General features: G+C 73.5%; 21 protein-coding genes, 5 tRNA genes and 2 pseudogenes. 18 read left to right on the top strand and 10 right to left on the bottom strand.

What is annotated here, in order from left to right; genetic code table 11:
• The first annotated feature begins 134 nt into the window (after window positions 1–134).
• Together BN2279_RS10805 and BN2279_RS10800 are read left to right on the top strand one after the other, a co-directional pair.
• Window positions 135–1,133, top strand: a complete 999-nt coding sequence (locus tag BN2279_RS10805; protein ID WP_079032059.1) for a glycerophosphodiester phosphodiesterase — start codon at window positions 135–137, stop codon at window positions 1,131–1,133.
• A 187-nt stretch (window positions 1,134–1,320) separates the two neighbouring features.
• Complete coding sequence (locus tag BN2279_RS10800; protein ID WP_059008479.1) at window positions 1,321–1,827, top strand: GNAT family N-acetyltransferase; 507 nt, start codon at window positions 1,321–1,323, stop codon at window positions 1,825–1,827.
• Window positions 1,828–1,866: 39 nt separating this feature from the next.
• Here BN2279_RS10800 and BN2279_RS10795 read toward each other — a convergent pair whose 3' ends face one another.
• Together BN2279_RS10795 and BN2279_RS10790 are read right to left on the bottom strand one after the other, a co-directional pair.
• Window positions 1,867–2,292, bottom strand: coding sequence for a hypothetical protein (locus tag BN2279_RS10795; protein ID WP_059008478.1), 426 nt, complete (start codon window positions 2,290–2,292; stop codon window positions 1,867–1,869).
• A complete protein-coding gene (locus tag BN2279_RS10790; RefSeq protein ID WP_059008477.1) occupies window positions 2,285–2,659 on the bottom strand; it encodes a hypothetical protein in 375 nt (124 codons plus the stop codon). Before BN2279_RS10790 ends, BN2279_RS10795 begins: the two co-directional genes overlap by 8 nt.
• Before the next feature lie 384 nt (window positions 2,660–3,043).
• Here BN2279_RS10790 and BN2279_RS10785 point away from each other — a divergent pair, with 384 nt between their 5' ends.
• The 8 genes and pseudogenes from BN2279_RS10785 (at window position 3,044) to BN2279_RS10750 (ending at window position 11,867) form a co-directional block, all read left to right on the top strand.
• Complete coding sequence (locus tag BN2279_RS10785) at window positions 3,044–4,090, top strand: methionine ABC transporter ATP-binding protein (RefSeq protein ID WP_059008476.1); 1,047 nt, start codon at window positions 3,044–3,046, stop codon at window positions 4,088–4,090.
• Entirely contained in the window at window positions 4,087–4,752 is a 666-nt protein-coding gene (locus BN2279_RS10780) for a methionine ABC transporter permease (protein WP_059008475.1), read from the top strand. Before BN2279_RS10785 ends, BN2279_RS10780 begins: the two co-directional genes overlap by 4 nt.
• Before the next feature lie 114 nt (window positions 4,753–4,866).
• Window positions 4,867–5,730 carry a MetQ/NlpA family ABC transporter substrate-binding protein gene (locus tag BN2279_RS10775; RefSeq protein WP_059008474.1) on the top strand — a complete coding sequence of 288 codons (864 nt, stop codon included), beginning with the start codon at window positions 4,867–4,869 and terminating at the stop codon, window positions 5,728–5,730.
• A gap of 243 nt (window positions 5,731–5,973) precedes the next feature.
• Window positions 5,974–6,585 carry a GNAT family N-acetyltransferase gene (locus BN2279_RS10770; RefSeq protein ID WP_059008473.1) on the top strand — a complete coding sequence of 204 codons (612 nt, stop codon included), beginning with the start codon at window positions 5,974–5,976 and terminating at the stop codon, window positions 6,583–6,585.
• Between the two features lie 46 nt (window positions 6,586–6,631).
• A pseudogene (locus BN2279_RS10765) lies at window positions 6,632–7,727 on the top strand (precorrin-6y C5,15-methyltransferase (decarboxylating) subunit CbiE).
• A gap of 119 nt (window positions 7,728–7,846) precedes the next feature.
• A pseudogene (gene cobT, locus BN2279_RS10760) lies at window positions 7,847–9,762 on the top strand (nicotinate-nucleotide--dimethylbenzimidazole phosphoribosyltransferase).
• A 51-nt stretch (window positions 9,763–9,813) separates the two neighbouring features.
• Complete coding sequence (gene cobA, locus BN2279_RS10755; RefSeq protein WP_059008472.1) at window positions 9,814–11,019, top strand: uroporphyrinogen-III C-methyltransferase; 1,206 nt, start codon at window positions 9,814–9,816, stop codon at window positions 11,017–11,019.
• 50 nt (window positions 11,020–11,069) lie between these two features.
• On the top strand, window positions 11,070–11,867 hold the full coding sequence (locus tag BN2279_RS10750) for a TrmH family RNA methyltransferase (protein ID WP_104531006.1): 798 nt from the start codon (window positions 11,070–11,072) through the stop codon (window positions 11,865–11,867).
• Window positions 11,868–11,901: 34 nt separating this feature from the next.
• On the opposite strand, the gene BN2279_RS10745 is transcribed toward BN2279_RS10750, so the two are convergent.
• Entirely contained in the window at window positions 11,902–12,954 is a 1,053-nt protein-coding gene (locus tag BN2279_RS10745) for a serine/threonine-protein kinase (RefSeq protein ID WP_104530998.1), read from the bottom strand.
• A 318-nt stretch (window positions 12,955–13,272) separates the two neighbouring features.
• On the opposite strand from BN2279_RS10745, the gene BN2279_RS29880 reads away from it, so the two are divergent.
• Window positions 13,273–13,440 carry a hypothetical protein gene (locus BN2279_RS29880; RefSeq protein ID WP_199827705.1) on the top strand — a complete coding sequence of 56 codons (168 nt, stop codon included), beginning with the start codon at window positions 13,273–13,275 and terminating at the stop codon, window positions 13,438–13,440.
• A gap of 194 nt (window positions 13,441–13,634) precedes the next feature.
• Here the strand turns inward: BN2279_RS29880 and BN2279_RS10740 are convergent.
• The 4 genes from BN2279_RS10740 to BN2279_RS10725 form a co-directional block, all read right to left on the bottom strand.
• Window positions 13,635–13,709: transfer RNA gene (locus BN2279_RS10740), tRNA-Val, on the bottom strand.
• Between the two features lie 21 nt (window positions 13,710–13,730).
• A tRNA-Val gene (locus BN2279_RS10735) sits at window positions 13,731–13,802 on the bottom strand.
• Between the two features lies 1 nt (window position 13,803).
• Window positions 13,804–13,874: transfer RNA gene (locus BN2279_RS10730), tRNA-Cys, on the bottom strand.
• Between the two features lie 23 nt (window positions 13,875–13,897).
• A tRNA-Gly gene (locus BN2279_RS10725) sits at window positions 13,898–13,970 on the bottom strand.
• A 110-nt stretch (window positions 13,971–14,080) separates the two neighbouring features.
• On the opposite strand from BN2279_RS10725, the gene BN2279_RS10720 reads away from it, so the two are divergent.
• The 3 genes from BN2279_RS10720 (at window position 14,081) to BN2279_RS10710 (ending at window position 16,878) form a co-directional block, all read left to right on the top strand.
• Window positions 14,081–15,175: a chorismate-binding protein gene (locus BN2279_RS10720; protein ID WP_059008469.1), complete on the top strand. Its 1,095-nt coding sequence runs from the start codon at window positions 14,081–14,083 to the stop codon at window positions 15,173–15,175.
• Entirely contained in the window at window positions 15,150–15,974 is an 825-nt protein-coding gene (locus BN2279_RS10715) for an aminotransferase class IV (protein WP_059008468.1), read from the top strand. The genes BN2279_RS10720 and BN2279_RS10715 overlap by 26 nt, the downstream gene beginning before the upstream one ends.
• A gap of 73 nt (window positions 15,975–16,047) precedes the next feature.
• Window positions 16,048–16,878 (top strand): GNAT family N-acetyltransferase, encoded by an 831-nt coding sequence (locus BN2279_RS10710; RefSeq protein WP_059008467.1) that lies wholly within the window; start codon window positions 16,048–16,050, stop codon window positions 16,876–16,878.
• On the opposite strand, the gene BN2279_RS10705 is transcribed toward BN2279_RS10710, so the two are convergent.
• Entirely contained in the window at window positions 16,860–17,378 is a 519-nt protein-coding gene (locus tag BN2279_RS10705; RefSeq protein ID WP_059008466.1) for a DsbA family protein, read from the bottom strand. The two genes, BN2279_RS10710 and BN2279_RS10705, sit on opposite strands and share 19 nt — an antisense overlap.
• Window positions 17,379–17,483: 105 nt before the next feature.
• Between BN2279_RS10705 and BN2279_RS10700 the strand changes: the two genes are divergently transcribed.
• Complete coding sequence (locus BN2279_RS10700) at window positions 17,484–17,867, top strand: hypothetical protein (protein WP_059008465.1); 384 nt, start codon at window positions 17,484–17,486, stop codon at window positions 17,865–17,867.
• A gap of 79 nt (window positions 17,868–17,946) precedes the next feature.
• Window positions 17,947–18,123 carry a hypothetical protein gene (locus tag BN2279_RS29875; RefSeq protein ID WP_199827704.1) on the top strand — a complete coding sequence of 59 codons (177 nt, stop codon included), beginning with the start codon at window positions 17,947–17,949 and terminating at the stop codon, window positions 18,121–18,123.
• Here BN2279_RS29875 and BN2279_RS10695 read toward each other — a convergent pair.
• Both BN2279_RS10695 and BN2279_RS10690 read right to left on the bottom strand, forming a co-directional pair.
• Window positions 18,108–18,692: a CGNR zinc finger domain-containing protein gene (locus tag BN2279_RS10695; RefSeq protein ID WP_059008464.1), complete on the bottom strand. Its 585-nt coding sequence runs from the start codon at window positions 18,690–18,692 to the stop codon at window positions 18,108–18,110. The two genes, BN2279_RS29875 and BN2279_RS10695, sit on opposite strands and share 16 nt — an antisense overlap.
• 165 nt (window positions 18,693–18,857) lie before the next feature.
• Window positions 18,858–19,271 (bottom strand): SsgA family sporulation/cell division regulator, encoded by a 414-nt coding sequence (locus tag BN2279_RS10690; protein WP_003959770.1) that lies wholly within the window; start codon window positions 19,269–19,271, stop codon window positions 18,858–18,860.
• A 160-nt stretch (window positions 19,272–19,431) separates the two neighbouring features.
• On the opposite strand from BN2279_RS10690, the gene BN2279_RS10685 reads away from it, so the two are divergent.
• On the top strand, window positions 19,432–19,899 hold the full coding sequence (locus BN2279_RS10685) for an SRPBCC family protein (RefSeq protein WP_059008463.1): 468 nt from the start codon (window positions 19,432–19,434) through the stop codon (window positions 19,897–19,899).
• 42 nt (window positions 19,900–19,941) lie between these two features.
• Window positions 19,942–20,013 (top strand) — tRNA-Val (locus BN2279_RS10680).
• Window positions 20,014–20,084 lie beyond the last annotated feature (71 nt).

The raw sequence follows: 20,084 nt of genomic DNA, 5'->3' as shown, positions 1-20,084 counted from the left end.
GGTGTGTCGAGGTGTGGGATGGTTGCAGAGAGATATGATAGGAGTTAGCGGTGAAGGGGGAGCACAAAGTGTGTGTTAATAAAGAGGAGGACACGCGCCAATGCAGACGCGATGCTCTTCGTCGGCAGCGTCAAATGTGTATAAAAGACGGCCGGGGCGCCTCCGGCTACCGCCCCGAGCACACCCTGGGCGCCTACCAGCTCGGCCTCGACCTCGGCGCCGACATCATCGAGCAGGACCTCGTGCCCACCCGCGACGGGCACCTGGTCTGCCGCCACGAGAACGAGATCGGCGGCACCACCGACGTCGCCGACCACCCCGAGTTCGCCGGCCGCCGCACCACCAAGACGGTGGACGGGCAGTCCGTCACCGGCTGGTTCACCGAGGACTTCACGCTCGCCGAGCTCAAGACCCTGCGCGCCACCGAGCGCGTGCCCGACCAGCGGCCGAACAACACGCTGTACAACGGCCGCTGGACCGTTCCCTCCTACGACGAGGTGCTGCGCTGGGCCGCCGACCAGGGGCGCGAACGGGGCCGCCCGGTCTGGCTGTACACCGAGACCAAGCACCCCACGTACTTCCGCTCCATCGGCCTCGCCGTGGAGGAGCCCCTGGCCCGCCTGCTCCGCAAGCACGGCCAGCACCGCGCCAACTCCCGTGTCCTGCTCCAGTCGTTCGAGCCGTCCAGCATGGAACGCCTGGCCGGTCTGGTGGACACGCCGCGCGTCGTGCTGCTCTCGGCGGCGGACTCCCGCCCGTACGACTTCACCGAAGCGGGCGACCCGCGGACCGTCGCCGACCTCGTCACCCGTGACGGGCTGCGGGAGATAGCCGGTTACGCGCAGGGTATCGGCCCCACCCTCGACCTGGTCATCCCGCGCCGCTCCGACGGCACGCTGGGCACGCCCACCCGCCTGGTCGACGACGCCCACGACGCCGGGCTGCTGGTCCACCCCTACACCGCGCGCAACGAGAATCGGTACCTGCCCGCCGAGTTCCGCCGAGGCACCTCGTCCAACGCCTACGGCGACGCGTTCGGCGCGCTCCGCGCCTGGTTCGACACCGGCATCGACGGCGTCTTCGCCGACCACCCCGACACCGCGCTGCTGGCCGCGGCGGACTTCCGGCGCTGACACCCGAAGCGCGAGTCGGGAATCTCACAACGCAGTTGGCCCGGGCCCGTAGCCCTGGGTCCACCCTCCCTTGCACAATGCTGACGGCGCGGGGCTGACCTGCGCCGTCAGGGCAATTCGTCGGCCGGACACGCGGACCCTCCTCACACCGGGCCGGCGCGACACCTCGCTTGGGAGGCGTGTGCACATGGGCATGAGCGTCACGATCGACAGGGCGGCGGCACAGGACGCCGAGCAGATCCTCAAGCTCCAGTACCTCTGCTACCAGTCGGAGGCCGCGTTGTACGGGGACTACACGATCGACCCGCTCACCCAGTCCCTGGAGGGCCTGCGCGCCGAAATGGAGGGCACCACCGTGCTGGTGGCCCGGCTCGGCGGCGAAGTCGTGGGCTCCGTACGCGGATCGGTCGACGCCGACGGCACGGCGTGCATCGGCCGGCTCATTGTCCACCCCCGGATGCAGCGCCACGGCCTCGGCGGCCGGCTGCTCGCCGCGATCGAGGAGCGGCTCGCCGCCGAGCGCGACGCCGCCCGCTACCGCCTCTTCACCGGCCACCGCAGCATGGGCAACCTGCGCCTGTACCGCAGGCTCGGCTACGCGCCGGTGAGCACCGAGGAGGTCTCCCGCCAGCTCAGCCTGGTCACCATGGAGAAGGAGATCGCGCGCGACCGCGATCTCGCCGCCAGCGCGTGAGCCTGACCGGTCCGTGAGCGTGAGCGGTCGCGGGCCCGCTCAGGCGGCGGCGGGTCCGCCGGACCGGCGCAGCCAGAGCAGGCCCGTCACCGGCAGGACCAGCGGCAGGAAGAGGTACCCGAGGCCGTAGTCCGACCACACCGTCGCGTCGGGGAACGCCGAGGGGTCGGCCAGCGTCCAGGTGCCGACCACCAGCACACCGGTCAGCTCCGCGGCGCACGCCACCAGCGCGACCCGCCGCGCCCCCTCGCCGCCGCGCACCAGGCAGACGGTGATGAACGCGTACACCAGCGCGGCGACCGCCGACAGCACGTACGCGAGCGGCGCCTCGTCGAAGCGCGTGGAGAGCTGGTAGAGCGAGCGCGACGCGGCGCCCACGGTGAAGACGCCGTACAGCGTCACCAGCAGCCGCCCCGGGCCGTGGCGCAGATCGGGCCCCCGCGTCGCCGTCGGGTGCTCAGCCACCGACGCCTCCCTCCCACACGTCGTTCAGGCGCAGCTCCAGCGCCGCGAGCACCACCGCGCCCGCCGCGACCGTCACCGATCCCCAGCGGGTGCGTTCGCCGAGCGAGACGATCGCGACCACGGGCAGGCAGAGCGGGACCGACACCAGATACGACAGGAACAGGACGGTGCCCCCGTCGGCCGGGCGCTCGCCGCCCGCCATCAGGACCGCGGAGACGCCCGCCTGCGCCAGCGTGAGGAGCAGGACCGCGCCGACCCCCATGTAGTGCCAGTCCTTGACCGGCTGGTCCCGGTACGCCGCGAATCCGCACCAGGCGGCCAGCAGCAGCGCGGCCACGACGACCGCGACCGTCAGCGGGGTGAACATGGGGCGACTCTAACGGTGCCCCTCCGGCGGTCCGGCGGGAGGGGGGCGGCTCCACGTGGTCTTGGCCACAGGGCCGGGAGCTGCGCCGAAACGCTGTAGGACCATCTGTTTTACTTGGGGTCATGACCACGACGAGCACCTGTCCCAGGACGACCGAGGCGGCCTCTTCGCCCGGTGCTCGCTGTTGTCGCCGCCGCCGCGGCCGAATGTGTGCCCGCTGAGGGCCCCCGTCCGAGCAGTCCGCGCCCCGAAGCGACCCCCGCCGGCCGCGCCCCCGGCACCGCGCTCCCCGCGGGCCGCCGCGCCCGGCCCGCGTGCTCGTCCCGTTCCCGTCACGGCCCAGCGGCCGGGCGTGTCCCGGCACCCGACAGTCACGGAATCCCAGTGATCACCACCACGGACCTCACCAAGGTCTACCGTTCGCGAGGCCGCGAGGTCGTCGCGCTCGACGGCGTCAGCATCCACGTCCGACCGGGCGAGGTCTACGGCGTCATCGGCCGCAGCGGGGCGGGCAAATCCACCCTCATCCGCTGCCTCAACCTGCTGGAACGCCCCACCTCCGGCACCGTCACCGTCGACGGCCTCGACCTCACCGCCCTCGCCGGCCGGGGCAACCGGGCCGGCCGCCCGCTGCGCCGGGCCCGAGGCGGGATCGGCATGATCTTCCAGCACTTCAACCTCCTCTCCTCGCGCACCGTCCGGGGCAACGTGGAGCTGCCGCTGGAGATCCTCGGCCTCGGCCGCCGCGAACGCGCCCGCAAGGCCCTGGACCTGCTCGACCTCGTCGGCCTCGCCGACAAGGCCCGCGCCTACCCCGCGCAGCTCTCCGGCGGCCAGAAGCAGCGCGTCGGCATCGCCCGCGCGCTGGCCGGCGACCCCAAGGTGCTGCTGTCCGACGAGGCCACCTCGGCCCTCGACCCGGAGACCACCCGCTCCGTGCTGGGCCTGCTGCGCGACCTCAACCGCGACCTCGGCCTCACCGTCCTGCTCATCACCCACGAGATGGACGTGGTGAAGGCCGTCTGCGACTCCGCCGCCCTGATGGAACACGGCCGCGTGATCGAGTCCGGCGCCGTCTCCGACCTGCTCGCCACCCCGGGATCGCGGCTGGCGCGCGAACTGTTCCCCCTCGGCGGCGGCTCCGAGAACGACGGCCCCACCACCGTGGCGGACATCACCTTCCACGGCGACTCCGCCGCCCGGCCGGTCATCTCCCGGCTCGCCAGGACCCACGGCATCGACATATCGATCCTCGGCGCCGCCATGGACACCGTGGGCGGCCGGCAGGTCGGCCGGATGCGCGTCGAACTCCCCGGCGGCCCCGACCAGACCGCCGCCGCACTCGCGTTCCTGCGCGAACAGGGCCTCACCGTCGAGATCCCGGACCCCGGGACCCTCACCGAGCGACTCACCGGGGAAGGTGCCCGATGACCTGGTCCGAGATGCGGCCCCTGCTGGAGCAGGGCACGATCGACACCCTCTACATGGTCGCCTGGTCCACCGTCTACGCCGTCCTCGGCGGCCTGCCCATCGGCGTGCTGCTCGTCCTCACCGACCGCGGCGGCCCGCTGGGCAACGTGATCGCCAACAAGCTCCTCGGCGTCGTCGTCAACATCGGCCGCTCGCTGCCGTTCATCATCCTGATGGTCGCGCTGATCCCGTTCACCCGGTACGTCGTCGGCACCGCCGTCGGCCCCACCGCGGCCGTCGTCCCGCTGGCCATCGGCGCCATCCCGTTCTTCGCGCGCCTGGTCGAGACCGCCGTCCGGGAAGTCGACCGCGGCCTGGTGGAAGCCGTCCAGGCCATGGGCGGCGGCACCTGGACCGTCGTGCTCAAGGTGCTGCTCCCGCAGGCCCTGCCGTCCCTCGTCGCGGGCCTCACCACCACCGTCATCGCGCTGATCGGCTACTCCGCGATGGCCGGCGCGGTCGGCGGCGGCGGGCTCGGCACCCTGGCCCTCACCTACGGATACCAGCGGTTCGAGGACGGCTTCATGCTCGTCACCGTCGTCGTCCTCATCGTCATCGTGACGGCCGTCCAGCTCCTCGGCGACGGCGTCGTCCGCCTCCTGCACCGCCGCGAACGCGCCTGACCCCGACCCCGGCGCGCGCCCGCACCGTGCGCGCCGGACCCTCCGCACTACCCGCGTAACCCGTACGAACCGGACGGGGAGCCTTCCGCCCGGACGACCAGAAAGGCACTCTTCGTGCGTACCCACCTCACGTCCGTCGCCGTCGCCGCCACCGCGGCCCTCACCCTCGGCCTGACCGCCTGCGGCACGGACTCCGACCCGGACACCGGCAGAGACGACGGCGGCGACCGGAGCGACGCCGCCGCGCCCCTGACCGTCGCCGCCAACCCCACCCCGCACGCGCGGATCCTGGAGTTCGTCCGGGACAACCTGGCCGAGGACGCCGGACTCACCCTGGAGATCCGGGAGTTCACCGACTACGTACTCCCCAACACCGCCGTCGACGGCGGCGAGGTCGACGCCAACTTCTTCCAGCACCAGCCCTACCTGGACGACTTCAACGCCAACCAGGGCACCGACCTGACCAGCGTCGTCACCGTCCACCTCGAACCGCTCGGCCTCTACTCCGCCACCCTCGACAGCGCCGGCGACCTGGCCGAGGGCGACACCGTCGCCCTCCCCAACGACGCCACCAACGAGGGGCGCGCCCTCAAACTCCTCGCCGACAACGGCGTGATCGAACTGGCCGAGGGCACCGGCGCCGACGCCACCCTCGCCGACATCACCGACGACCGCGGCCTGTCGTTCGAGGAACTGGAGGCCGCCGCCCTGCCGCGCTCCCTGGAGGACTTCGACGCCGCGGTCATCAACGGCAACTTCGCCATCGAGGCCGACCTCGTCCCCGCCGACGACGCCCTCGTCCTGGAGGAGGCCGAGGGCAACCCCTACGCCAACCTCCTCGCCGTCAGGGCCGGCGACGAGGACGACCCCCGGGTCCGCACCCTCGCCGAGCTGCTCACCTCCGACGAGGTGCGGCAGTTCATCGAGGAGACCTTCGACGGGTCGGTGATCCCCGCCTTCGGCGAGCCCGTCTCCTGACGCCCCCCCCGCCCGGGCAATACACTGAAGTGATGCACAATCACAGCGACTGCGCTGTAGTGTCTAACGATAAGTTCTGACAAGTACCTCGAGATATGTTTTTTTTTTTTTTCCGGCAAGTAGCGGGCCGGCGTTTTTTCTCCCTTTCTCGTGGGTTCGGTGATTTATAAAAGGGCCCGGCCCGGGGCCCGGCCCGCCGATACTGCATGCTGTCCCCTCAGACTCAAGGCAGGGAGCGGCCCGATGACACCCACCTTCCCCGACATCTCCCTCAGCACGGAGCGGCTGGAGCTGCGCCCGTTCGAGGAAGCGGACATCCCCGAGCTGACCGCGATGATGAACGACGAACTCGCCGCGGCCTGGACCTCCGTGCCCATCCCGTACACCGACGCGGACGCCCGCGACTGGATCACCCGCGCCGCCCCCGCCGAACGCACCGAGGGCAGAGGTCTCGTCCTCGCCGTCACCGAGCACCTCACCCACCGGCTCGTCGGCAGCGTCCACCTCAAGAGCACCAACTGGCACACCCTCGCCACCGAGGCCGGCTACGTCGTCGCGCCCTGGGCCAGAGGCGAGGGCTACGCGGCCGAGTCCGTGCTGGCCCTCGTCAAGTGGCTCTTCCACGACCAGAAGTTCGAACGCCTCGAAGTCCGCACCGCCGCGGGCAACACCGCCTCCCAGCAGGTCGCCCAGAAGATCGGCTGCGTCAGCGAGGGAATCCTCCGCAACGCCCTCATAGTCCGCTCCCGCACCGAGGACGGCGGCTGGACCGACATCCGCACCGATCTCATCGTGTGGGGCCTGCTCCCCGAGGACCTGGAGGACGCACCGGGCGCCGACTACCGCGCACGGTAGGCTCAGCGCCGTCCACGACCCGCGACGAGCCAGGAGCACCCCGACCATGGCCGACCGCGTCACGGTGATCGGATGGGACGGCTCCCCTCTGGAACCGGCCGCCCGCGCCGCGCTCCACGCGGCCACCCTGGTGGCCGGCGCCCCCCGCCACCTGGCCCTGCCCGAAGTCCCGCCCCACGCCGAGCACGTGCCCCTCGGCGTGTGCAGGTCTTGCGCGCTTGCATGTGTGTATAAGAGTACGTCTCTTTTTTTCCAGGCAAAACACTGCTTCCCGTATTTCTGCTTGTCTCGTTTCCTCGAATCTTTGTATAAGAGCCCGAGGTCACCTCCCTCTCCCCCCCCCCGGCCCGGGCCCCGCCGAGATCGCCCTGCTGCTCGGGCCCGTCCACCGCACCTTCGTCATCTGCGAATCGCTGGGCACCGCCCGCGAACGCGTCCTGGTCCTCACCTCGGACACCGTCTCGCAGCACCAGTGGACCGACCCCAACCTCCTGCTGGTGATCGGCGGCGGCCCCCCGCGGACCGCCGGCGAACCCGGCTGGCTCGCGGGCGCCGAGCCCGGCGGCGAGATCCGGCCGCGCGGCTGGGGCCTGGCACCCGCCGACTACGACCTGCCCGACCCCGGCCCGGTCCCCGACGCCCCCGGCCGCGACCGGCGGCTGCGCGCCCTGGAACTGGCCGTCCTCGGCCCCCGCGTCGGCGACCTGCTGTGGGACGTCGGCACGGGCGACGGACTGACCGCCGTCGAGGCCGCCCGCCTCGGCTCCGCCGTCATCGCCGTCGACCGCGACACCCAGGCCCTCGCGGCGGCCGAGGCGACGGCCCGGCGCCTGGGCGTACAGCTCCACACGGTCAACGGGGTCGCCCCCCAGGTGCTGGAGGACCTGCCCGAACCCGATGTGATCCGCGTCGGCGGCGGCGGCCCCCGCACCCTCGGCGCGTGCGCGGACCGCAGGCCGCAGCGCATCGTGACGCATGTCATGACCAGGGATCAGGCGGAGGCCGCCGGACGGGTGTTGAGCGGCGCCGGATTCGCCGTGGAGTGCACGCTCGTGCAGTCCGTCGAACTGGCCACCCAGGACTGGTCCGAACGCGGCAGGACCGTCGGCTTCCTGCTCGCGGGCCGCCGGTCGCACCCGTGACCGGGTGCCCTCACGACCCCAGGTAGGCTCATGGATCGTTGTGCCGTCAGCCGGACTTGGGGGTATGTCCCGCGATGTCCGGGGTTGGAAGGAGCACGTGCGATGGGCGAGGTGGACGCGTGACGGACACCGGCCAGAACCCGGAGGGCCCCCGGCCGGAGCCGGTGGACGTACCGGTTGCCGCGGCCTACCCCTTCCCCGGTCACGCCGAAGAGGCCGGGGAGAGCGAGGAAGAGGACCTGCTGATGCCCGGAGTGAGCGGTGCCTGGGGCGACGGGGGCACCGCGCCCCGCCCCCCGGCCCCCCGGCCCCCGGCTACCCGGATGCCGAACGCGAGACCGTGCACCGCCTGATGCGCGAACGCCGCGACATCCGCAACGGCTTCCGCCCCGACCCGATCCCGCACGACGTGCTGCTCCGCGTCCTGGAGGCGGCGCACACCGCGCCCAGCGTCGGCCTCTCCCAGCCCTGGGACTTCGTCCTGATCCGCTCCGCCGAGACCCGCGGCATGGTCCACGAGCTGGCCGCCCGGCAGCGCGACGCGTACGCCAAGTCCCTGCCCAAGGCCCGCGCCAAGCAGTTCAAGGAGCTGAAGGTCGAGGCCATCCTGGAGACCCCGGTCAACATCGTGGTCACCGCCGACCCGACGCGCGGCGGCCGGCACACCCTGGGCCGCCACACCCAGCCGCAGATGGCGCCCTACTCCTCGGCCCTCGCGGTCGAGAACCTCTGGCTCGCCGCCCGCGCCGAGGGCCTGGGCGTCGGCTGGGTCAGCTTCTTCGACGAACGCGAACTGGCCGGCGCCCTCCACCTCCCCGACCACCTGGAAGTCGTCGCGTACCTGTGCGTCGGCTACGTGGACGAGTTCCCCGGCGAGCCCGAACTCGCCCGCCACGGCTGGTCCCGGCGCCGCCCGCTCTCCTGGGTGGTGCACGAGGAGACGTACGGCCGCCGCGCCCTGCCCGGCGCCGGACCGCACGACCTGCTCAGCGAGACCCTCGCCGAGATCCGCCCGCTGGACGCCGCCGCCCTCGGCGAGGCGTGGGAGCGGCAGAAGCGGATGACCAAGCCCGCGGGCGCCCTCGGCGCCCTGGAGGTCATCTCCGCGCAGCTCTGCGGCCTGTCACGGATGTGCCCGCCGCCCGTTCCCGAGCCCGCCGCCGTCGCCATCTTCGCCGGCGACCACGGCGTCCACGCCCAGGGCGTGACCCCCTGGCCCCAGGAGGTCACCGCCCAGATGGTGGCCAACTTCCTGGGCGGGGGAGCGGTCTGCAACGCCTTCGCCACCCAGGTCGGCGCCGAGGTCTGCGTCGTCGACGTCGGCGTCAAGGCCGAACTGCCCGGCACGCCCGGCCTGCTGCCCCGCAAGGTCAGGCCCGGCACCGACGACTTCACCAACGGACCGGCGATGAGCCGCGAGGACGCCATGCGCGCCGTCGAAGTGGGCATCGAGACGGCCCGCGACCTCGTCGCCGCGGGCAACAAGGCGCTCCTCACCGGCGAGATGGGCATCGCCAACACCACCGTCGCCGCCGCGCTGATCTCCGTCTTCGCCGACGCCGAGCCCACCGACGTCACCGGGCGCGGCACCGGCATCGACGACGAGACGCACACCAGGAAGATCGACGTCGTCCGCCGCGCCCTCCAGCGGCACGAGCCGGACCCCGGCGACCCCATCGGCGTCCTCGCCGCCGTCGGCGGCCTGGAACACGCGGCCCTCACCGGGCTGATCCTGGGCGGCGCCTCGCTCCGCGTCCCGGTGATCCTCGACGGCGTCAGCGCCGGCGCCGCCGCCCTGGTGGCCCGCGCGATCGCCCCCGAGGCCGTGTCCGTGTGCATCGCCGGACACCGCAGCGCCGAGCCCGGCCACCTGGCCGCCCTCACCGCGCTCGGCCTGCGCCCGCTGGTCGACCTCGACCTGCGGCTCGGCGAGGGCACCGGAGCGCTGCTGGCGCTCCCCGTCGTGCAGAGCGCCGCCCGCGCGATGCGCGAGGTCGCCACCTTCGACTCGGCCGGGGTGACGGACAAGAATTAAGGTGAGGGGCCCCCTGCCCGTCAGTGAAGCGTCGAGGAGCCCGCACCACCGATGCATGAACAACCCGCCTACCCTGTCGGCCTGCGTCTGACCGGCCGCCGCGTCGTCGTCATCGGCGGCGGCCCCGTCGCCCAGCGGCGGCTTCCGGCGCTGCTCGCCGCGGGCGCCGACGTCCTGCTGATCGCCCCCTCGGTCACCCCCTCCGTCGAGGCGATGGCCGAGACCGGCGAGCTGCGCTGGGAGCCCCGGGGCTACCGCCTCGGGGACATAGCCGACGCGTGGTACGCGCTCGTCGCCACCGACGACCCACGGGTCAACGCCGCCGCGTCCGCCGAGGCCGAGGAGCGCCGCGTCTGGTGCGTCCGCAGCGACGACGCCGAGGCCGCCACCGCCTGGACCCCGGCCACCGGCCGCAGCGAGGGCGTCACCGTGGCCGTGCTCACCGGCCGCGACCCGCGCCGCTCCGCCGCCGTCCGGGACGCCGTCGTCGAGGGGCTGCGCGACGGCCCCCTCACCGCGCCCCGGCACCGCCGCCGCACCCCGGGCGTCGCCCTGGTGGGCGGCGGACCCGGCGACCCCGACCTGATCACCGTGCGCGGCCGGCGGCTCCTCGCCGAGGCCGACGTGGTGATCGCCGACCGGCTCGGCCCCCGCGACCTGCTGGACGAACTGCCCCCGCACGTCGAGGTCATCGACGCCGCCAAGATCCCCTACGGCCGCTTCATGGCCCAGGAGGCCATCAACAACGCGCTCATCGAGCACGCCAAGGCCGGCAAGTCGGTGGTCCGGCTCAAGGGCGGCGACCCGTTCGTCTTCGGCCGCGGCAAGGAGGAGGCCCAGGCGCTGGCCGAGGCCGGTATCCCGGTCACCGTGGTCCCCGGCGTCACCAGCGCCGTGTCCGTCCCGGCCGCCGCGGGCATCCCGGTCACCCACCGGGGCGTCGCCCACGAGTTCACCGTGGTCAGCGGGCACGTCGCGCCGGACGACCCGCGCTCCCTCGTGGACTGGCAGGCGCTGGCCGCCCTGCGCGGCACCCTGGTGCTGCTGATGGCCGTGGAACGGATGGGCGCCATCGCCGAGACCCTGATCCGGCACGGTCGCCCCGCCGGCACACCCGTCGCCGTCGTCCAGGAGGGCACCACCGCCGCCCAGCGCCGCGTGGACGCCACCCTGGAGTCCGTGGGCCGGCGCATCGCGGAGGAGGGCGTCAGGCCGCCGGCCATCGTCGTGGTCGGCGACGTGGTGACGGTGGCGTGACCGGCCCCCACCCGGACCCCGGCGCGGTCGCCGGCGCCGTTCCCGGCCCGGTGCCGGTGAGCGAGCCCGGCGACCCGCGGCTGGCCGACTACACGTCGCTCACCGACGTCGCCCTGCGGCGCCGGCTGGAGCCGGCCGAGGGACTGTTCATCGCCGAGGGCGAGAAGGTCATCCGCCGCGCCCTGCGCGCCGGTTACCCGATGCGCTCCATGCTCCTCACGCCCCGCTGGGCCGAGGCCATGGCGGACGTCGTGGAGTCGTCGGACGCGCCGGTCTACGTGGTCAGCCCCGAGGTCGCCGAGCAGGTCACCGGCTACCACGTGCACCGGGGAGCGCTCGCCGCCATGTGCCGCACGCCGCTGCCCCCGGCCGCCGGGCTGCTGGCCTCGGCCCGGCGGCTGGCGATCCTGGAGGCCGTCAACGACCACACCAACCTCGGCGCCGTGTTCCGGGGCGCCGCGGCCCTGGGACTGGACGCCGTCCTGCTCTCCCCGGACTGCGCGGACCCGCTCTACCGGCGCTCGGTGAAGGTCTCCATGGGCACCGTCTTCTCCCTGCCCTACGCCCGCCTGACACCGTGGCCCCGGGGCCTGGCGGACGTCAGGGAGGCCGGGTTCCGGCTGCTCGCCCTCACCCCCGACCCCGCCGCCACCGACATCGGCACGGCCGTCCGGGAGCTGGGGAACGGGAAGGCGGCCCTGATGCTGGGCACCGAGGGCGAGGGCCTCACCGCCCGCGCCCTCGCCGCCGCCGACGCCCGGGTCAGGATCCCGATGGCGCACGGGGTGGACTCGCTCAACGTGGCCGCCGCCGCGGCCGTCGCGTTCTACGCGGTCGCCCAGGGCTGAGCCCGGCGTCGCGGCACGGGCCGCGCCGGAGCCGTCACAACGGCCCCTGGCACCCCTGCGCCGCGGCGATGCCCAGCGCCACCAGCAAGGTCACCGTGACGAACACCACGAGCCGCTGCCGCAGCAGCCGCCCGTCCACTCCCGCGGGGCGCCCCGCCCGCGGCCGGCGGGCGGCGGTCCCTGACGAGGTGCCCTCCGGCCGCCGGGGCGCGGGAGCGCGCGGCTCGGGGGCCGGCCGCTGGCGCGGCGCCGGCTGGCCCACGCCCCGCGCCTCCCGGCCCGCGATCTCCTTCAGCCGCAGCGAGAGCTGGAGCGTACTGGGCCGCTCCTCGGGCGACTTGGCCAGGCACGAGCGCAGCAGCGGCGCCAGCGCGGCGGGCACGCCCCGCAGTTGCGGCTCCTCGTGCACCACGCGGTACAGCATCACCTCGGAACTGCCCTGCCCGAACGGCGAATCGCCCAGCGCCGCGTAGGCCAGCGTCGCGCCCAGCGAGAAGACGTCCGTCGCCGGGGTGACGGGCTGCCCGCGCACCTGCTCGGGCGCCAGGAAGCCGGGGGAGCCCACCGCGGTGCCCACGTGCGTCAGGGTGCTGGCCCCGGTCGCCCAGGCGATGCCGAAGTCGATGATCCGGGGCCCCTTGGGCGACAGCAGGATGTTCGACGGCTTCAGGTCCCGGTGCACGACCCCGGCCTCGTGCACCGCGACCAGACCCTCGGCCAGGGCCGCGCCGATCGCGGCCGTCTCGGCGGCCGACAGCGAGCCCTGCTCCATCACCTTGTCGTGCAGCGAAGGCCCCGGCACGTACTGGGTGGCGAACCACGGCCGGGCGGCGTCCAGGTCGGCGGCGACCAGCCGGGCCGTGCAGCCGCCCCGGATCCGCCGCGCGGCGGAGACCTCGCGGGCGAACCGCGAACGGAACTCCTGGTCCTCCGCCAGATCGGGCCGGATGACCTTCAGCGCGACCCGCTGGCCGCGCCGGTCCGAGCCGAGATACACGACCCCCATCCCGCCGGCGCCCAGCCGCCGGTGGAGCCGGAACGCGCCGACGACTCGCGGGTCCTCGCGCCGGAGCCGCATCATCGCCATGTCCACCTCGCTGCCCGGTGCTTGTGATGGCCACAGCTTACGGACTGCGCGGCCCGCGCACCGAAATGCCGCGCGCACACGCGCCCTCGGTCCTACGCCCCTCCCTGGGGGAAACCCCTGGCCCGCCGGCGGCGACGTCCACCCTGGGGAGTAGTCGATCATGGGCCGTCTCATCCTGGGGGAGGCCACGGGCCGGTACGCCGGGCTGACGCCACGGGCGGGGAGGCGGACCTACTGTGGAGTTCAAGCGGCGGGCGCAGCACTCGTCCCCCGAGGTCACCCGCCCGCCGCTGCCAACACGACGTCGGGAGGGGAGAGATGGCACGCACCGCGGTACGTCAGCGCACCGCCAGGACCGACCAGCGCCACCCGCTGGTGGCGACGGCGATGGTGCTGCCGCTGGCCATCGCCCTCTCGATCGTCATCGGCGGCGTCGACGCCGTCATGACACAGGCGTCGTCCGTGGCCGGCATGCTGGGGCGCTGAGCGGCGCCCCGGGCCCGGGAGAGCGGCCCGGGTCGGGGACACCGGCTGACAGCCCCGTGGGGACGGGGGTGAGGCGGACGGCTATGGGCCCGGGTAGCTGGGGAGCTGCCCGGGCACCACCGCTGCCCACGCCACGCGCGTGGGACGACGACGGAGGCCGGGAGAGCGTCGCTCTCCCGGCCTCCGCCATCTGCTGGTGCGCGATACTGGGATTGAACCAGTGACCTCTTCCGTGTCAGGGAAGCGCTCTCCCGCTGAGCTAATCGCGCGAGGGATCCTCGCGGATCCAGTGGACGATACTGGGATTGAACCAGTGACCTCTTCCGTGTCAGGGAAGCGCTCTCCCGCTGAGCTAATCGTCCGAGGTGGAGACGGGATTTGAACCCGTGTAGACGGCTTTGCAGGCCGTTGCCTCGCCTCTCGGCCACTCCACCGGATGGGGGCGGGGCCCCCTTCGAGCGGACGACGAGATTCGAACTCGCGACCCCCACCTTGGCAAGGTGGTGCTCTACCAGCTGAGCTACGTCCGCAACCGTTGTCCCCGAGGCCACTTGCTCGCCCGGGCGACGTCATGAACCTTAGCGGATTCGCGGGCCAGCTCAAACTTCGTATCGCCTGAGCGCCGCCTAGACTCGCACACATGCACGACTCAGCTCCGCTCGCCCGGCTCGGCGGATTCCTCGCCACCGGCCTCGCCGACGTCACCAGCGATCCGGCGGCGCTGGACTCCGCGGGCTGGTGGGCGGTGGTCTCGGGCTTCGAGGGGCGGCTGGTGTGTGCCCGGTTCTCCGACGTCCGGCCCGCCCCACCACCGCCCGCCGCCGCGCGGGGGCGCTGGCACGGCCCGGACCCGGCCGCCTGGACCAGCTCCCTGGACCGGGCCGCCTACCTGGCGGGCGTGCGCCGCGTGCGGGAGCACATCGCGGCCGGCGACGTCTACCAGATCAACCTCTGCCGCGTGCTCTCCGCGCCGCTGCCCACCGCGCACCCCGACATCGACGCCCTGACCGCGCTGCTGGCCCGTTCCCACCCGGCGGCGTACGGGGGCACCGTCCGGCTGCCCGCGCACGGCGTGGCGATCGCCACCGCGTCCCCCGAGCTGTTCCTGCGCCGCCGGGGCCGCACCGTGGAATCCGGCCCGATCAAGGGCACCGGCCGCAGCGCCGCCGACCTGCTGGCGAAGGACTACACCGAGAACGTGATGATCGTCGATCTGGTCCGCAACGACCTCGGCCGGGTCTGCGTCCCCGGATCGGTGACGGTGCCGGGACTGTGCGTCGTCGAGAGCTATCCGGGCCTGGTCCACCTCGTGTCCACCGTGCGCGGCGAGCTGGCGCCCGGCGCCGGCTGGCCCGCCCTGATGGCCGCCGCGTTCCCGCCCGGCTCGGTGAGCGGCGCTCCCAAGTCCAGCGCCCTGCGCGTCATCGACGCGCTGGAGACCGTCCCCCGGGGCCCGTACTGCGGCGCCGTCGGCTGGGTGGACGCCGATCGCGGCGTGGGCGAACTCGCCGTCGGCATCCGCACGTTCTGGATCGACCGCACGGCGGGCGCGGCCCCGGTCCTGCGGTTCGGCACCGGCGCGGGCATCACCTGGGACTCCGACCCGGCGGGGGAGTGGGCCGAGACGGAGCTGAAGGCTTCGCGGCTGGTCGGGGTAGCGTCTACGGGAGGCCCTCGGGGCCGCGAGGGCGAGAGGGGAAGGAGCCACCATGGCGCTGATCTGGCTGGACGGTGAGCTGCGCGACGCCGACAGCGCGCGGGTCTCCGTCTTCGACCACGGACTCACCGTCGGGGACGGTGTGTTCGAGACGCTCAGGACGGAGAACGGCCGTGCCTTCGCCGTCAGCCGGCACCTGGACCGGCTGGCCGCCTCCGCCGCCGGGCTCGGCCTGCCCGAGCCCGACCGTGACGAGGGGCGGCACGCCTGCGAGGCGGTTCTCGCGGCCACGCCGCTGCCGTTCGGCAGGCTGCGCGTGACCTACACCGGCGGGCCCGCGCCGCTCGGCTCCGACCGGGGCGACGCCCCGCCGACGCTGCTCGTCGCGCACGCGGCGGCGCCCCGCGTCCCGGAGAGCACCGCCGTCGTCACGGTCCCCTGGACGCGCAACGAGCGCGGCGCCCTCACCGGCCTGAAGACCACCTCATACGCGGAGAACGTCATCGCGCTCGCCCGCGCCCGCCAGTCAGCCGCCAGCGAGGCCCTCTTCGCCAACACGGCCGGCCGCCTGTGCGAGGGCACGGGCAGCAACGTCTTCGTCGTCCTCGACGGCGAGGTGCACACCCCGCCCCTGACCTCCGGCTGCCTGGCCGGCATCACCCGCGCCCTGGTCCTCGAATGGGTCGGCGCCACCGAGACCGACCTGCCCATGGACTGCCTGGAACGCGCCGAGGAGATCTTCCTCACCTCCAGCCTCCGCGACGTGCAGGCCGTGCGCCGCGTCGACGGCCGGACGCTGCCCGGCGCCCCGGGACCCGCCACCGTCAAGGCCGCCCGGATCTTCCGCGAGCGCTCCGCCGCCGACATCGACCCCTGACCGCGCCACCTCCGCGCGCCGGACGGGCAAAACCGGGTGACGCGGCGGCGGGGCACGGGGTAGACATCCGGCGATGACGACGACACTGCGACCCGCCGGTCCCGAGGAACGCACCGCCGACGGCGGCCGGTCCCGGGCGTTCGACATCCGCGTCAACGGCCGCGACGCCGGCTCCCTGCGGCTCTCCGCCACGCGGGGCACCGGCCGCGTCGATCACCTGGAGGTGGCCGCGCCCGACCGCCGGCGCGGCCGGGCCACGGTCGCCGTGCTGGCCGCCGAGGAGGCGCTGCGCGCCTGGGGCTGCCATGAGGCCGAGGCGTCGGTGCCCGCGACGGCGGACGGCGCCCTGACCCTCGCCACCGCCCTCGGTTACACGGAACGGAACCGCCACCTGGTCAAGCACCTCACCGACCCCGTGCCCGCGCCGCCGCCAGGCAGCGCCCTGCGCGACATGACGGCCGCCGAGTTCCCCGCCTGGCGCGACGCCGCGCGGGCCGCGTCCGCCCGCTCCTGGTCCGGCCGGGGCAGGGCCCCGGCCGCCGCCGAGGCCCGGGCCGAGCGGGCCTACGCCACGCTGCTCCCCGACGGCCCGGCCACCGAGGACGCGGTCCTGCGCGTCCTGACCCACGAGGGCGCTGACGCCGGGACCCTGTGGGTCTCCCTGGACACCGGGCGGCTGCGGCACGGCGAGGACGCCTACGTCTACGAAGTCGAGGTGGCGCCGGAACACCGGGGGCGCGGCCACGGCCGCACCCTGATGCGCGAGGCCGAACGGATCTGCCGGGCCGCCGGAGCCCGGCTGCTCGGGCTCAACGTGTTCGCGGGCAACACCCCGGCGCTGCGGCTCTACGCGTCACTGGGGTACGAGCCCGTCGAGATCCACTTCTACAAGTCGCTGGGCTGAGCGAGCAGGGACTCGGCGATCTCGCCGATGCGCTCCCGCAGTCCGTGCTGGCTCTTGCCGCCGTCCAGCCGCGTCCCGCCGATCACATACGTCGGGGTGCCGGTGACGCCGAGCGCCTCGCCCTCGGCCTGGTCCGCGTCCACGATCAGCATGTGCCGGCCGTCGATCAGCGCGGTGTCCACCTCGTCGGCGTCCAGGCCCAGTTCCCTGGCGACCTCCAGCAGCACCTCGGTGCCGCGCGCCTCCAGATCGGCGGTACGGGCCAGCAGCGTGGTCCAGAACTCCTCGCCCCTGCCCTGGAGATACGCCTCCTCGGCGGCCTGGGCGGCGGCCAGCGCGTGCTGGTGGCGGCTGAGCGGGAAGTGCCGGCGCCTGATCTCCAGCGCCGGCCCGAACCGCTCCCGCAGAGCGCGCAGATCGGCCTCCGCGCGGTGACAGTCGGGGCACTGAAGGTCGCACCACACGTCCAGTACGGCGCGGGAACCGGTCTTGTCGTTCATGCCGCACAGTCTTCCATCCTCCCCGGGGCCGGACCGACCCGGAGAAAACCCCGATCCGGGCCGTCGTCCATGGCCTCCCGACCCCGGACGCGGCAGGATGGGGAGATGCTGATCGGCGCTGTCTGCACTCTTCTCTCCGCCGCGGGCCTGGGCGCCGCGCTGATGGTGGCGCGCCGCCGCCGGTTCGCCCTGGCCCTGCGCGTCGCGGCCGTGGCGCTGCTGCCCGTCGGCCTGGCGATGACCGGCGTGGTGCGCTTCGTGCTGAACATGACCTTCAACCCGGTGGCCTGGGCGGGGGTCGGCGTGCTGGGCTGCGCCGCGCTGCTGTTCCTGGCCGGCCGGCTCGCCGAGCGCCGAGGCGCGGGCGGCGGCCGGTCCGGGCGGGACACCCCGGACGCGCCGAGGTCCCTGCCCGGCGCCGCCCGGCGCGGCGGCGAGGCGGACGACTTCGCGGACATCGAGGCGATCCTGAAGAAGCACGGCATCTGACCTTCGGGCACGTCACCGGGGGCGGGGCCAGGCGTGGTGCGCGCGCACCCGCGTCCGATCGCGTCATGATCATGACGCCATGGCCCACACCAGCACCCGGGAACCGGTCCCCGAGCCGGCCGACCGCCCCCCGCCGCCGCCCGCGGAGGGGCGCGGCTGCCTGTACGCCCTGTCCCAGCCGCCGCTGATGCTCTTCCTGACCGTCGTCGGCACCCTGCTGCTCCTCGCGGGAGCGCACGATCAGTTCCTCCTGTGACCGCTCGCCGGGACCGTCTCGGAGTCCCGCCGCCTGGCCCGGTACGCCGCCACATGCAGCCGGTTGCCGCAGGTGCGGCTGGAGCAGTAGCGGCGCGACCGGTTCCGCGAGAGGTCGACGAAGGCGCGCCCGCAGCCGGGTGCCTCGCAGCGGCGCAGCCGCTCCCGCTCGCCGGCCACCACGATGAAGCCCAGGGCCATCCCGCAGTCGGCGGCCAGGTGCTCGGCGACCGAGGCGCCGGGGGCGAAGTAGTGCACGTGCCAGTCGTGGCCGTCGTGGTCCGTCAGGCGGGGTGTGGTGCCGGCCGCGGCGACCAGCGCGTTGATCAGCTCGGCCGCCGCCCGGTCGGAGGGGGCGGCGAAGATCTCGGCGAACCGCCGGCGCACCTTCCGCACCGCCCGCAGATCGGATTCGGCGAGCTCCGCCAGCCGCACACCGCTCACCGCGTGCCGGGTCACGAAGGCCCGCAGGGCCGCCATGTCGGTGAGGGTGTCCCGGGAGCCGACCACGGTGTTCAGCAGGTCGACGGTGTGGTCGAGGGCGCACCGGGTGTCGTGGTTGATCAGCACGGAGGGCTCCCCATCCGGTCTGGGAACGGTGAGGCCAGACTCTAGCGGCTGCCCGGACACCACGGCGCCGCCGAGGGGAAGCCCCCTCGGCGGCGCCGTGGTGCGGTCAACGCCGGTTCCGCGCCGTCGCCCCGAGTTCAGACGGCGTGAGGAACCGGCGGGTCTCTAACTCTCGGCGAGAATGTGCGAGAGTTCCGTATCGAGATCGAAGTGCCGGTGTTCCGTGCCGGGTGGGACGGCGGCGTCGGTCCGCTTCAGGAAGGATTCGAGGGCCCGCGCCGGGGCCTCCAGGAGGGCCTCCCCCTCGGGGGAGCTGAGGGCGATGCAGACAACTCCCTGCCCGTGACTTCGGGAGGGCCAGACCCGGACGTCACCGGTGCCCGTGGGGCGGTGGAGTCCTTCGGCGAGGAGGTCGCGGGCGAAAACCCATTCGACGGTTTCTTCGGCTCCGGTGTGAAATGTGGCGTGTACGGCGTAAGGATCCGCCGTGTCATACCGCAGCCCCGCGGGTACAGGTAGTGAGGACTCGCTCGATACGACGAGGCGCAGGTGCAGCTCGCAGCTGACCGTGGTGTTCATAAGCGCCAGGGCCTTTCGCTCAGTGTGCGCTCGGGGATTCGCACGTCGGCGAATTCCAGATGCCACGTACCCGCCGGTTGTAAACCCCTCTGCCCCATTTGTGGCCTTTAATGTCATTCGAATGGAGGAGTAGTGATATGTCCAAGCGTGGAGGCGACGTATGACGGACGGCCGCTGGAGCCGTTACCGATTCAACGACGACTGGTGGGTAGCTGCCCCGCCTGGCGCCGTCTATGCCGTCCTGGAGCGGCCCGAGGACTATCCGCGGTGGTGGCGCGAGATACGGGAGGTCGTCCGCACGGGCCACGACACCGGGCTTGCCCGCTTCCGTTCCTTTCTTCCCTTCTCGCTCCGCGTCGGCGTCCGCGCCGGGCTCCGCGACGCGGCGACCGGGCGGATCGAGGTGCTCCTGTCCGGCGACCTCGACGGCTGGGTGCGCTGGACCGTCGCGCCCAGCGGGCGGGGCTCCTCGGTGCGCTACGAGCAGGACACCGCGCTGCGCAAGCCGCTGCTGCGGCCCCTGTCGTGGGCCGCGCGGCCGGTGTTCGCCGCCAACCACGCCCTGATGATGCGTTCGGGACGGCAAGGGCTCCGCGCCTGGTTGGGAGTTCATTTGGATGACGGGTGACCTGGCCTGTATGGTTCTACCCGTGCCGCAGGGCACGACCCCGGGCGATTAGCTCAGCGGGAGAGCGCTTCGTTCACACCGAAGAGGTCACTGGTTCGATCCCAGTATCGCCCACCCCCGGGAAGGCCGGTTCGCCACAGCGGCGGACCGGCCTTCCGCGTTCCTCCCTCGTCCCCTCGCCCGCC

Origin of the sequence: Streptomyces specialis, assembly GCF_001493375.1 — a bacterium.
Taxonomy (GTDB): Bacteria; Actinomycetota; Actinomycetes; order Streptomycetales; family Streptomycetaceae; genus Streptomyces; species Streptomyces specialis.
This window is presented reverse-complemented; position numbering and strand designations above follow the sequence as displayed.

Coding starts and splice junctions, on each gene's coding strand:
- BN2279_RS10805 (WP_079032059.1), top strand. CDS start 135: ATGTGTATAAAAGACGGCCGGGGCGCCTCCGGCTACCGCCCCGAGCAC.
- BN2279_RS10800 (WP_059008479.1), top strand. CDS start 1,321: ATGGGCATGAGCGTCACGATCGACAGGGCGGCGGCACAGGACGCCGAG.
- BN2279_RS10790 (WP_059008477.1), bottom strand. CDS start 2,659: ATGTTCACCCCGCTGACGGTCGCGGTCGTCGTGGCCGCGCTGCTGCTG.
- BN2279_RS10780 (WP_059008475.1), top strand. CDS start 4,087: ATGACCTGGTCCGAGATGCGGCCCCTGCTGGAGCAGGGCACGATCGAC.
- BN2279_RS10770 (WP_059008473.1), top strand. CDS start 5,974: ATGACACCCACCTTCCCCGACATCTCCCTCAGCACGGAGCGGCTGGAG.
- cobA (WP_059008472.1), top strand. CDS start 9,814: ATGCATGAACAACCCGCCTACCCTGTCGGCCTGCGTCTGACCGGCCGC.
- BN2279_RS10745 (WP_104530998.1), bottom strand. CDS start 12,954: ATGGCGATGATGCGGCTCCGGCGCGAGGACCCGCGAGTCGTCGGCGCG.
- BN2279_RS29880 (WP_199827705.1), top strand. CDS start 13,273: ATGGCACGCACCGCGGTACGTCAGCGCACCGCCAGGACCGACCAGCGC.
- BN2279_RS10720 (WP_059008469.1), top strand. CDS start 14,081: ATGCACGACTCAGCTCCGCTCGCCCGGCTCGGCGGATTCCTCGCCACC.
- BN2279_RS10715 (WP_059008468.1), top strand. CDS start 15,150: ATGGCGCTGATCTGGCTGGACGGTGAGCTGCGCGACGCCGACAGCGCG.
- BN2279_RS10710 (WP_059008467.1), top strand. CDS start 16,048: ATGACGACGACACTGCGACCCGCCGGTCCCGAGGAACGCACCGCCGAC.
- BN2279_RS10705 (WP_059008466.1), bottom strand. CDS start 17,378: ATGAACGACAAGACCGGTTCCCGCGCCGTACTGGACGTGTGGTGCGAC.
- BN2279_RS10700 (WP_059008465.1), top strand. CDS start 17,484: ATGCTGATCGGCGCTGTCTGCACTCTTCTCTCCGCCGCGGGCCTGGGC.
- BN2279_RS29875 (WP_199827704.1), top strand. CDS start 17,947: ATGGCCCACACCAGCACCCGGGAACCGGTCCCCGAGCCGGCCGACCGC.
- BN2279_RS10690 (WP_003959770.1), bottom strand. CDS start 19,271: ATGAACACCACGGTCAGCTGCGAGCTGCACCTGCGCCTCGTCGTATCG.
- BN2279_RS10685 (WP_059008463.1), top strand. CDS start 19,432: ATGACGGACGGCCGCTGGAGCCGTTACCGATTCAACGACGACTGGTGG.